Source organism: Thomasclavelia sp., from assembly GCF_017889095.1.
Classification (GTDB): Bacteria; Bacillota_I; Bacilli_A; order Erysipelotrichales; family Coprobacillaceae; genus Thomasclavelia.
The window spans coordinates 1-12412 of sequence record NZ_JAGHEW010000254.1; the positions used below are offsets into that span (position 1 = coordinate 1).

Annotated in this window: 10 protein-coding genes and 1 other annotated feature; of the genes, 1 reads left to right on the forward strand and 9 read right to left on the reverse strand. The window is 32.4% G+C overall.

Annotated elements, in window-relative coordinates; genetic code table 11:
* The 9 genes from J7M77_RS11410 to J7M77_RS11450 form a co-directional block, all read right to left on the reverse strand.
* Window positions 1–329 (reverse strand): dihydroxy-acid dehydratase (locus tag J7M77_RS11410; RefSeq protein ID WP_296878633.1); only part of this gene is annotated, 329 nt, incomplete at its 3' end.
* Between the two features lie 12 nt (window positions 330–341).
* Window positions 342–1424 (reverse strand): 3-isopropylmalate dehydrogenase, encoded by a 1083-nt coding sequence (gene leuB / locus J7M77_RS11415; protein ID WP_296878635.1) that lies wholly within the window; start codon window positions 1422–1424, stop codon window positions 342–344.
* On the reverse strand, window positions 1425–1907 hold the full coding sequence (gene leuD, locus J7M77_RS11420; protein ID WP_296878637.1) for a 3-isopropylmalate dehydratase small subunit: 483 nt from the start codon (window positions 1905–1907) through the stop codon (window positions 1425–1427).
* The gene (gene leuC, locus J7M77_RS11425) at window positions 1907–3181 is read right to left on the reverse strand and encodes a 3-isopropylmalate dehydratase large subunit (RefSeq protein ID WP_296878638.1); all 1275 of its coding nucleotides are present in this window, start codon (window positions 3179–3181) and stop codon (window positions 1907–1909) included. The genes leuD and leuC overlap by 1 nt, the downstream gene beginning before the upstream one ends.
* Before the next feature lie 92 nt (window positions 3182–3273).
* A complete protein-coding gene (ilvC, locus tag J7M77_RS11430) occupies window positions 3274–4290 on the reverse strand; it encodes a ketol-acid reductoisomerase (RefSeq protein ID WP_296878639.1) in 1017 nt (338 codons plus the stop codon).
* Between the two features lie 18 nt (window positions 4291–4308).
* Window positions 4309–4818, reverse strand: coding sequence for an acetolactate synthase small subunit (gene ilvN, locus J7M77_RS11435; RefSeq protein ID WP_296878641.1), 510 nt, complete (start codon window positions 4816–4818; stop codon window positions 4309–4311).
* Window positions 4819–4838: 20 nt separating this feature from the next.
* Window positions 4839–6515, reverse strand: coding sequence for a 2-isopropylmalate synthase (leuA, locus tag J7M77_RS11440; RefSeq protein ID WP_296878643.1), 1677 nt, complete (start codon window positions 6513–6515; stop codon window positions 4839–4841).
* 72 nt (window positions 6516–6587) lie between these two features.
* Window positions 6588–6840 (reverse strand) — a binding site (T-box leader).
* Window positions 6841–6981: 141 nt separating this feature from the next.
* The gene (locus J7M77_RS11445) at window positions 6982–9684 is read right to left on the reverse strand and encodes an EAL domain-containing protein (protein ID WP_296878645.1); all 2703 of its coding nucleotides are present in this window, start codon (window positions 9682–9684) and stop codon (window positions 6982–6984) included.
* A gap of 117 nt (window positions 9685–9801) precedes the next feature.
* Window positions 9802–10329 (reverse strand): CpXC domain-containing protein, encoded by a 528-nt coding sequence (locus J7M77_RS11450; RefSeq protein ID WP_296878647.1) that lies wholly within the window; start codon window positions 10327–10329, stop codon window positions 9802–9804.
* 221 nt (window positions 10330–10550) lie between these two features.
* Between J7M77_RS11450 and J7M77_RS11455 the strand changes: the two genes are divergently transcribed.
* Window positions 10551–12412, forward strand: a 1862-nt coding sequence (locus tag J7M77_RS11455) for a choice-of-anchor I family protein (protein ID WP_296878649.1), incomplete at its 3' end; no start/stop codon positions are given.

Genomic DNA, 12412 nt, shown 5'->3' on the forward strand with positions numbered 1-12412 from the left:
AATTGATGAGCTAAAGCCATTGCTTCAGTACTATCAGCAATTAAATCTCTAGTTACTAACGAATACTTCATTCCAATATGTCCCATAGCAATTCCATCACATACTGCAATCGCCGGGAATTCTCTAGGTACTCCACCTGCCAGAGCTACTCCCATTTTTACAGCTTCAACGATTTTATCAAGATTCATGTGTCCAGGGACAATTTCATTATATGAACTAACAATTCCGATTAACGGTTTATTCATTTCTTCTTCAGTTAAACCTAAAGCATTAAATAATGATCGATGAGGTGCCTGTTGCATCCCCTTTTTTACATTATCACTTTTCATTTTCTATCCCCCTTATAAATTTGCAACAATTAAGTCACCCATTTCTTTAGTACCTACTAAAGTTTTTCCTTCTGACATAATATCACTAGTACGATATCCTTGTTGCAATACTTTTTCAATTGCATTTTCAATCGCTTGAGCTTCATCATCTAGATCAAACGAATAACGAAGCATCATTGCTGCTGATAAAATAGTTGCAATTGGATTGGCAATATTTTTACCAGCAATATCTGGTGCACTACCATGACTTGGTTCGTACATACCAAATTTATCTTCCCTTAAAGAAGCACTAGATAACATTCCAATTGATCCCGTTACCATACTAGCTTCATCACTTAAAATATCACCAAACATGTTTTCTGTTAAAATAACATCAAATTGTTTCGGATCTTTAACTAACTGCATCGCACAGTTATCAACTAACATATGTTCTAATGTTACTTCCGGATAATCTTTAGCGACCTCACTAACTATTTTACGCCACAATCTTGAAGTATCCAAAACATTTGCTTTATCAACACTAATAACTTTTTTATTTCGCTTCATCGCAATATCAAAAGCTCTTTTAGCAATTCTTTTAATTTCTGTTTCACTATAACTCATTGAATCACGAGCAACCATTTCGCCGTTTTCTTCTTGAGTTGAACGTTTACCAAAATATAAACCACCTGTAAGTTCGCGCATGATCATCATATCAAAACCACCAGCAGTTAATTCTTCTTTTAAAGGACAAGCTCCTTTTAATTCGTCATATAAAACCGCTGGACGTAAATTAGCAAACAACCCTAATTCTTTTCTAATTTTTAATAAACCGGCTTCAGGTCGTAAATTAGGTTCTAATTTATACCAAGGTGAAGTATTTGTATCACCGCCAATTGATCCTAACAAAACACTATCACTATCTTTAGCTATTTGTAAGGCTTCATCACTTAAAGGTACTCCATATACATCAATTGAAGCGCCACCCATTAAAATATTAGTATAATTAAATTTATGATTATATTTACTAGCAATGGCATCAAGCACCTTAATGGCTTCGTTTACAATTTCTGGACCGATTCCATCACCTTTAATTACTGCAATATTCTTTTCCATTTATTTACCTCTTTTAGCATTAACATAATTAACCAAACCGTCTGCGGCAATCATCTTTTGTAAGAATTCTGGAAATGGCTGACTTTGATAGCTTTCATTTTTAGTTACATTAGTAATAATACCAGTATTAAAATCAACTGTTACTTCATCACCAGCATCAATTCCTTCAACCGCTTCTGGACATTCCATAATTGGAAAACCAATGTTAATCGCATTACGATAAAAAATACGGGCAAAGCTTTTAGCAATAATACATTTAATTCCAGCTGTTTTTAAACAAAGTGGTGCGTGTTCTCTTGAAGAACCACAACCAAAATTATAACCGGCAACGATGATATCACCAACTTCGACTGTTTTGGCAAAATAAGGATCAAGATCGACCATTGCATGACTCGCTAATTCTTTAGCATCAAATGAATTCAAATAACGAGCGGGAATAATTACATCAGTATCAACATTATCATTATATTTATAAATTTTCATTATTCTACACCTGCCTTTTCTGGATTAGCGATATAACCAGCAATTGCACTAGCGGCCGCTACTTCTGGTGAAGCTAAATAAATTAAAGCTTCAGTGTCGCCCATTCTTCCAACAAAGTTACGATTAGTCGTTGAAACACATCTTTCACCTTTAGCCATAACTCCCATATGACCACCCATACATGGACCACAGCTAGGAGTATTGAAGGCACAACCAGCTTCCACAAAAATTTCTGCCAATCCTTCGACAATACATTGTAAAAAGATTTTTTGTGTTGCCGGAACGACCATTACTCTTACGTTACGAGCAACCTTCTTACCTTTTAATATTGCTGCTGCTTTACGTAAATCACTGATTCGACCATTAGTACATGAACCAATTACGACTTGATCGATCATAATTTTATCCATTGTTTCAATTTCATCAATTGTATGTCCATTTCCTGGTAAATGTGGGAACGCTACCATTGGACGGACTTTACTTAGATCAACTTCAACTACACGTTCATACTTTGCATCTTCATCAGCTGTATATACTTTATATGTTTTTTTAGAATGTTCTTCCATATAGGCAATTGTCTGATCATCAACTGGGAAAATTCCGTTTTTAGCTCCCGCTTCAATTGCCATATTACAAATCGTAAAACGATCATCCATCGTTAAATATTGAATCCCGTCACCAACAAATTCCATTGATTTATATAAAGCACCATCAACACCAATTTCATTGATGATATGCAAAATCACATCTTTACCACTAACATATTTTGTTGGTTTTCCTGTTAATACAAATTTAATTGCTTCTGGTACTTTAAACCACAATTCACCAGTTGCCATTCCGGTTGCAATATCAGTAGTTCCAACACCAGTAGAAAAAGCCCCTAACGCCCCATAAGAACATGTATGTGAATCTGCACCAATAATACATTCACCAGCTACTACAATTCCCATTTCTGGTAAAATTGCATGTTCAACTCCACATTTACCTTGTTCCATGTGATAAGTTAATTCCTGTTCAGTTGAAAAATCTAAAATTGCTTTAGAGTTTTCTGCAGATTTAATATCCTTATTTGGTGTAAAATGATCAGGTACTAAAACTACCTTATCTTTATCAAAAACCTTATCAGCCATTTGTCTAAAAATAGGCAAAGCCATTGGACCAGTAATATCATTTGCCATAACTACATCTAGTTTAGCTTCAATCAACTGTCCGGCTACAACTTTGTCTAATCCTGCATGATCGGCCAATATTTTTTGTGTCATTGTCATTGCCATTATATATATCCCCCTTATCTTTACCTTTGTAGGTTGTAATTAAGGAGCAAATGCTCCTTAATTACAACACACAAAAGTGTGTTGTTGTATTTTTAGTTATTGATTAATTTATCTTCGTCAGACCAAGAATATAATTTTCTAATATCTTCCCCAACTTTTTCAGCTTGATGTTCTTTAGCTAATTTTCTCATTGCTTTGAAATGTGCTTGTCCACCAGCTTCAGACATATCTAATAAGAAGTCTTTTGCAAAAGTACCATCTTGAATATCTTTTAAGATTTTTCTCATTGCGTTTTTAGTATCTTCAGTGATGATTTTTGGTCCCGTAATATAATCACCATATTCAGCAGTGTTAGAAATTGAATAACGCATACCAGAGAATCCTGATTGATAGATTAAATCAACGATTAATTTCATTTCATGGATACATTCAAAATATGCATTTCTTGGATCATATCCAGCTTCTACTAATGTTTCAAAACCGGCTTGCATTAAAGCACAAACTCCACCGCATAATACAGCTTGTTCACCAAATAAGTCAGTTTCAGTTTCTGTTCTAAAAGTAGTTTCCAAAACCCCAGCACGTGCTCCACCGATAGCAAGACCATAAGCTAAAGCAATATCTTGAGCGCGTCCAGTAGCATCTTGTTCTACAGCTACTAAACATGGAGTTCCTTTACCAGCTAAATATTCACTACGTACTGTATGTCCAGGTGCTTTTGGTGCAATCATAGTTACGTCAACATTTTTAGGTGGTACGATTTGTCCAAAATGAATGTTGAAACCATGAGCAAACATTAACATGTTTCCTTCTTCCAAGTTTGGTTCAATTGATTCTTTGTATAATTTAGCTTGTAATTCATCGTTGATCAAGATCATGATGATATCTGCTTTTTTTGCAGCTTCAGCAGATGTATATACTTCAAATCCTTGTTCTTCTGCTCTTTTCCAAGATTTTGAACCTTCATATAAACCAATAATTACATTTACACCAGATTCTTTTAAGTTTAATGCATGAGCATGTCCTTGAGAACCATACCCAATAATAGCGACAGTTTTACCGTCTAATAAAGATAAGTCACAATCAGATTCATAAAAAATTTTAGCCATTTTTCTAATCCCCCTATTCTATTTTCTCTGACTATTTATATCAATTTCATTAAGACCACGTTTAATTCCTGATAAACCAGTTCTTACGATCTCAACGACATTGAACCCTTCTAACATGGCAAGCAGACCATCAATTTTTGATTGATTTCCAGTTGCCTCGATTACCAATGAAGTTGGTGCCACATCAATAATCCGTGCTCTAAAAATATCAGCAATCGAAACTAATGATGATCGTTGTCTTTCATTAGCTTCAACTTTTATTAATACTAGTTCCCGATAAACTGATTCTTCTGGTTTTAATGGAAAAATTTCTAGTACTTCAACCAGTTTACCAAGCTGTTTTTCGATTTGATTTAAAATCAAATCATCACCATAAGCTACAATCGTCATCCTTGAAATATTAGGCTGATTAGTTTTTCCTACACTTAAACTATCTATTCCATAACCACGGCGTGAAAACAAACCAGCTACCCGACTTAATACTCCAGGATTATTTTCTACTAATAGAGATAAAACTAAACGATTCATAGTTACACTCCTTTTCATTTTTATTTTAATGCTTGATGCAAGCGGTTCATCGCTGAAATAATTGCTTTAATCGTTGCTGTAGTAATATTTGGATGAATTCCTACACCATATTCCTGTTTAGCACTTCCTTTAGCTCTTAAATATACATAAGCTGCTGCTTTTGAGCTAGAGCCAGAAGTTAGGGCATGTTCACTATAATCCAACAAATGAGAATAATGTCCTGGAAGTGAATTCAAAGCATTTTTTACAGCATCAATTGGTCCATTTCCATAACCAATTAGTTCAGTAATTTCACCATTAACTTCAATCATGATTTCAGCTCGACGTTCATATTCACTCTCATCATCACTAATATCAATTAGTTTTTGACTAACAAAGCGATATGGCTCTTCGATATCAACATATTGTTCAATAAATGTATCATAAACTCTTTCTGGTGAAACTTCCCCTTCTTCTTCACTAATATCCTGAATAACTTTGGCAAAATCTACTTGCAATCCTTTAGGTAAATGGAAACCATACATACTTTCCATCACATAAGCAACGCCACCTTTTCCAGATTGTGAATTGATACGAACAATTGGTTCATATTGACGACCAATATCACTAGGATCAATTGGTAAATATGGAACTTCCCAAATTTTACTTTCTCTTTCTTGCATTGCATGCATTCCTTTATTAATAGCATCCTGATGACTTCCTGAAAAAGCGGTAAAAACCAATTGTCCAGCATAAGGTTGACGTGGTGGAATTTCCATTTTCGTTACTTTTTCATAAATATATTTAATATTATTGATATTACTTAAATCAAGTTTTGGATCAACTCCCTGAGTAAACATATTTAAAGCAACTACAACGATATCCAAGTTCCCAGTTCTTTCACCGTTACCAAATAAAGTTCCTTCAACTCGATCAGCACCAGCCATGATTCCAAGTTCCGTAGCAGCCACACCACAACCACGATCGTTATGAGTATGCAATGATAAAATAACCCGGTCACGATCTTTAAAATGTGTTGACATCCATTCAATCTGATCGGCATAAACATTTGGTGTTGCCATTTCTACAGTAGATGGCAAGTTGATAATCACTTTTTTATCTTTACTTGCTCCCCATTCATCCATTACTGCTTCACAAACTTCCATGGCATAATCTAATTCAGTTCCAGTAAAACTTTCAGGTGAATATTCCAAAATTACCTCACCATCAAATTCTTTACTTAATTCTTTAACTAAACGAACTCCGTCAATAGCAATTTGTTTAATGGCTTCTTTATCTTTATTGAAAACTACATCACGTTGTAATACAGAAGTTGAATTGTATACATGGACAATAGCTCTTTTCAATCCTCTTAGTGATTCAAATGTTTTTCTAATTAAATGTTCTCTTGCCTGAGTTAATACTTGAACTGTTACATCATCCGGTATCAAGTTTTCTTCAATTAGAATTCTTAAAAAATCATATTCTATTTGACTTGAAGATGGGAATCCCACTTCAATTTCTTTAAATCCCATATCTACTAAGAGTTGGAACATTTCCACTTTTTCTTCAATTTTCATTGGTGTAATCAAAGCTTGATTACCATCACGTAAATCGACAGAAACCCATGTTGGCGCTTTTTCAATTACTTTATCAGGCCAAGTACGTTCTTTAAAGTTGATTGGTTCAAATCTCTTATACTTTTGATAATTCATCATTTCCCTTTTTCCTCCTCTAAATTTCTTTAAATACTTATAAAAAAACTCTCGCACTCAAAATGACATTGCCATTTTGAGGACGAGAGTATAGTAACCCCGTGGTTCCACCTCAATTTATTAATACCTCACGATATTAACCTCTTCAAGTACGCTATATTATTATAGTTCATACTTTTGCTAGATAACGGTTGCATTCCGTAGCCACCTACTATTTTCAGCGCTCCACTCAAGGATGAGTTCAATAAACAACCAACAATTCTTTACACCATCCAGAATCTCTCTAGGCTTGATTAATCTATCTACTAGTTCCTATCAAAGTATTTAAGTTATGTTACTCAATATGATAGACCGATATTTTGTTGAAGTCAACCCATTTTCAAAAAAAAGTATAGATAATATATTATCAGTTTAATAATTATTTATCCAATAATAAATTTATCACTCAACCGCCTAAATTATCATTAGTTTATAGTCGGTTTTCATATTCTTCTAATGGTAGCGGTCTAGAAAAGTAAAAACCTTGACCCAGTTTACACCCAGCCGATTTAATAATATCAATTTGCTTTTGGGTCTCAATTCCTTCACAAATAACTTTATAGCCCAGCTGTTGAAAAATATCAATTAACTGCTGTAAAAAATAGACTCCTTTTTGATTCTGCTCACAATTTTTTATAAATACACGATCAATTTTGATGGTATCAATTGACATTTTAAGAACTGAATTTAAAACCGAATATCCAGCCCCAAAATCATCCAAAGCAGTTTTAATTCGCGCCTGATTTAAACTATCAAACATTTCTGCTACACTTTCGTCCTCTTTTATAGTATCTGTTTCTGTCAATTCAATTTCAATTAAACTTGGATCAATATCATATTTTTTTAAAATATCCATATAAATTTGTGTTGTTTGCTTATTGTGAGCATGCAATATAGACGCATTGATGGAAACAGGAATAATTCGTTTTTTTAACTGTTTGCACTTAGCTAGTGATTTAACCACCTCTTCAAAAACATAAAAATCCAAATCAATTATACGTCCATTAGCCTCATAAATAGGAATAAAGGTACTTGGTTGTAAAACTTCACCATTTGGCCTAATCCATCTTACTAAAGCTTCAGCAGCAACAATCGTATAATTTTCTAATGAAAAAATTGGTTGCATATAAACTTTAAATTCATGATTTTTCAAAGCTTGATCAATTTCAGAAATAATTTCTTGTTCCAGCTGCTTTTTTTGATGTAGTTTTTCATCATATAATTTAACTAGCATATTGCTATTACTGGCAATTGATTTCCGTGCATAATTTGCCGCATCAAAAGCTACTGAAGCACTCATACAATTATCATCAACACGATAAATTCCTGCTCTGATTCGTAATTTCATATCTGGATATGTTTGCATACATTGATCAATAAACCCTTGATAAATTGCCTGGATATTTTTTTCAACATGTTCAATATCATCATAAGGTAAAAAGATAATAAACTGATCCGAAACTACTCGCGTAAAATATACTTCTTCATCCTCACCAAGAACCTTGATAATATAGTGAGTAAACTCTTTTAACAGCTGATCACCGGTGGCATAGCCATATTTTTGATTAATATAAGTAAAATTTTGAAAATCAGTATAAATGATAATATTTGAACCAGCATGTTCACCAACAATTAATCGTTCAACTTCTTCTCTAAATTTAGGAAAAGAAATTAAACCCGTTAAAAAATCATAATTAGGTTCTGAAAAAATACTTTGATTAATTTCATTGATTGCTAGATGTTTTTCTAAATGAGCAGAAATAATCTTAGTTAGTTCACCTAGTTGAAATAAACTTTGTTCACTCCATTCCCTTTTATTACGGCAGGTTACATAAGAAACAGCTCCCGTATATTTTCCTTGACAATACATCGCTGCATAAACAACAGTTTTTGCTTCACCTTGCATTAATAGATCTGCTGCTTCTTTAGAATACATTTCCATATGATCATTTTGTAATACCATTACTCCATATTCATTATAACTATTAAACAAAGTTAAGAAATCTTCTTTTTTAAAGCCCGAAGGTGATGATAAAACTTCAGGAACTCCTTCTTTTACCCACTGATATTGTTTTGATACTACTTTATTTTTAATATTAGTATGAATGATACTAATACGATCAAGATCATATTTTAAGCCAACAATTTTAAACAGTTTTTTGATTCCTAAAGGAAAGCTTGGTGCTTTTTCAAATATTTCAAATGCCGTTGCTACTACATCATTATGTAAATAGCGAGTATCAATATCAATTTTTTTATTATCTTTGATCATCGTTTCAAAGCGATGTAAATTATCACAAAAAACATATTGATTCCGCCCATTTTCTTTAGCTCGATACAATCCCCAATCAGCATTTTTAAAAATCTGATCATAGTTAAGACCGGCAATATTTTCAGGCAAATAACAAACTCCAGCACTGCAAGTAATGATCAGATCATCTTCATCAAAACGTAACTTCGATACTGATTTGATTAATTCCATCATTTTTTTAACCAACGAAGCATGTTTTATATCTTTGATCAAAATAACAAATTCATCGCCACCAATACGAGCGATTATATCGCTTGTTTTAAATAAATGCGATAATAAACGTGCCATTTTTTTCAATACATTATCTCCAACTAAATGACCATAAACATCGTTTACTCTTTTAAAGTAGTCAATATCTACAATAATCAAAGCACAAGTAGCATAAGGATTTTTATGTTCCAAATATTCACTAATCAATACTTTTCCAGTTTCATGATTATAAAGATTCGTTAAAGAATCTCGCTGTTTAATATGGGTCGTATCGCGAATACTGCCAACTAAGATCTTTTTATTTTTTTCTAAATACATAGAAGCATCCAATATATACTTTGCTTCTTTATGCTCATTAAAAGCCCTAATTTCAATTGGTCCGTTCATCTTACCTGTTAAAAAATCAATCATTTTCCATTTATCTTCATCATAGATCATGCTTTCTTTAGCTAAATAATCCATATAATGATCAATATCACTAATTACATTAAATTCACTATCAAAGATCAATAGTCGATTATCTTCTATCCAATATTCAAACGGACAAATTAAATGGCTATCTAGAATTATTTTGATTTTCTCGATAAAATATTTATTATTTTCTATTGCCATTATAATATCCCCCATTTCAAAAAGCCTGGACCATATCATAATTTTATCATAACAAAATAAAAAAATAAATTATTTAAAAACCAAAAAACCTACAAAAAAAGCCATAAATTTAAATCCTTAATTACTTAAATTCAATAACTTTTGATAAGTTGTAAAATCAAAAGCAATAGTCTTGATAATTTCATTATTAGGATAAATCATTTCAAAACAACTAATATCTTTACTCAAAACCAGATCGTAACTACTTTTATTTGTATATGAATTACGAATATTTTGCTTCATGATTTCAATAACCTGATTATCTAAATTATGTTCTTTAATAATGATCTTTTCTTTCATTTCTTGTACTTCGCTTACAAAATAAATATCATATTCAGATATATCAAAATCAATTTTCCGTAATAACTCTTTGCCATGTTTAGACAAAACCACTAAATATTTTAATTTTTCATCATAATAAATACACTCATATAAAATTGGCTGATAATAGCCACAATGCGGACAATAATATAAAAACAGTTCTTCATTCATGATCATTTCTTTAGCTTTACTATCCTTATTTCCATTAATTAATGGATAGATTTCATTTTGACTGCTTTGTAAACAATGAACACAGCTAATTTCTAATTCCAATTTATTAAACATATTAAACCTCCTAGTCAACATTTTAAACAAGACCAACTTTTTTACTATCAAATTATCTATAGTTTATCTTAATATTTGGAAAAGCAGTTATTGATTTTACACAAAATTCACAAAACTATAACACTTAAATGATATTTGTTTTATTTTTAATTTTTATAATTAAAAAAGTAAACAAGGAGGAAGGATATGCAAAAGAAAAAATAATTACTGGTATATTAACAGTGTCATTACTTACAACAGCATCAATTACCAGTTTATCAGCCCAAAACAATAAAACTAGTTATAATAATTTTATGAGCGAAATCGCTAATTATAACACTCTATCTGGGGCTAATAAAGATGGTGGTGTTGCCGAAATTGTTAAATACAACAAATATAATCAAACAATGTATTTAGTTTCTGGTGTCAATCAATCGCTTCATATTATTGATTTAAACAATCTCGATTCTAATGGTTATCTTGATTTAAGTGCCAAAAAGATCGTCACTTTAGCAACACTTGGAATTAACAATGCTGGAGATATTACAAGTGTTGATGTTAGTCCTAATGGTCAAGAAATCGCTATTGCGATCCAACACCAAGATTATAAAGAAAATGGTTATATCGCCAGATTAAGTGCTGAAGGTGATTTAATCAGTATTGCTAGCGCCGGAATACAACCGGATATGATTACTTATTCACCTGATGGCAGTTTGATTTTAACCGCTAATGAAGGAGAACCACGTGAGGGTTATGATGATGGAGCTATTGATCCTAAAGGTTCGATCACTGCCTTAACAACAGCTACCAATGAAGTTAATGAGATTGATTTTAGCGGCTTTGACAGCCCTGAAGCACGCAATGCTTTAGTCGCTAATAATGTTATTATTAAAAAGAATACCGCACCATCTTTAGACTTTGAGCCTGAATATATCACTATTTCTAACGATAGTTTAACTGCTTATGTTACTTTACAAGAAGCTAATTCAATTGCAACTGTAGACTTAACAACTAAACAAGTTACAAGAGTGGATTCATTAGGCTTTAAAGACTATAGCAGTGGTGATAATAAAATTGATCTTTATAAAAAAGAAGATACGATCAATATTACTAATAATGATGAGTTTTTAGGTGTCTATATGCCTGATGGAATTGCTTCTTATCAAGTTAATGGCAAAACTTATTTATTGACCGCTAATGAAGGTGATAGTCGCGAGTGGGGTAACTATATTAACGAAGTAGAAGAAAAATACGGTGAATCAAAAAGTAAAATTGTTACTATTGATACAAGTGATTATGATGGTTTTGATGATTTATCGAAAAAATATTTATTTGGTGGTCGCTCATTTTCAATCATCGATGCTTCAACCATGACTTTGGTTAGCGATAGTGGCGGTGAATTTGAAGAGATTACTGCTAAATTATTACCAGATTATTTTAACTGTTCTAATGATGATATTTCATTTAAAGACCGTAGTGGTAAAAAAGGCCCAGAACCCGAAGATGTAAAAACAATGGTAATTGATAATGTTCCGTATGCTTTTATCGGTTTAGAAAGAATTGGTGGCGTGATGATGTATGATATTAGTAACCCAGCCGATCCAATTTATTTTGATTATCTAAATCTAAGAGATTTTAATGATAATATTGCCGGATCTGTTTCACCAGAAGGGTTGTGTACAATCAGCGCTCAAGATAGTCCAACAAACAAACCATTGCTTCTTATTGCCAATGAAGTTTCTGGTGATGTTAATGTAATTGAAATTGCTGGTCAAACATATAAACATACCCTCACCCTAGACAATAATGAACTATCTTTGACTGTTGGGCAAACAACAGAATTAAAAGTTAATTATGACGGTTATAAAAAGCTAACTGTCACAAGTGATAACGAAGAAATCGTTAGTGTAAACGACTTAACAATTACTGCTAAAAATAGTGGTGTAGCTACAATTACTGTAAGTGATGGCGATGTTGAAGCAACTTGTAAAGTTACCGTGACCAATCCAAGTGTCAACCAAACTACCACTAAACCAGCATCACCTTCTAATCAAACTGCTACAGCAGTAAAAACCGGTGATGAAAGTCAATTAGGGTTATACAC

What these genes read in the sequence shown, in the direction of transcription:
- J7M77_RS11450 (WP_296878647.1), bottom strand. Translation starts at nt 10,329, where the DNA reads ATGTTTAATAAATTGGAATTAGAAATTAGCTGTGTTCATTGTTTACAA.
- leuD (WP_296878637.1), bottom strand. Translation starts at nt 1,907, where the DNA reads ATGAAAATTTATAAATATAATGATAATGTTGATACTGATGTAATTATT.
- leuC (WP_296878638.1), bottom strand. Translation starts at nt 3,181, where the DNA reads ATGGCAATGACAATGACACAAAAAATATTGGCCGATCATGCAGGATTA.
- J7M77_RS11445 (WP_296878645.1), bottom strand. Translation starts at nt 9,684, where the DNA reads ATGGCAATAGAAAATAATAAATATTTTATCGAGAAAATCAAAATAATT.
- leuA (WP_296878643.1), bottom strand. Translation starts at nt 6,515, where the DNA reads ATGATGAATTATCAAAAGTATAAGAGATTTGAACCAATCAACTTTAAA.
- ilvC (WP_296878639.1), bottom strand. Translation starts at nt 4,290, where the DNA reads ATGGCTAAAATTTTTTATGAATCTGATTGTGACTTATCTTTATTAGAC.
- leuB (WP_296878635.1), bottom strand. Translation starts at nt 1,424, where the DNA reads ATGGAAAAGAATATTGCAGTAATTAAAGGTGATGGAATCGGTCCAGAA.
- ilvN (WP_296878641.1), bottom strand. Translation starts at nt 4,818, where the DNA reads ATGAATCGTTTAGTTTTATCTCTATTAGTAGAAAATAATCCTGGAGTA.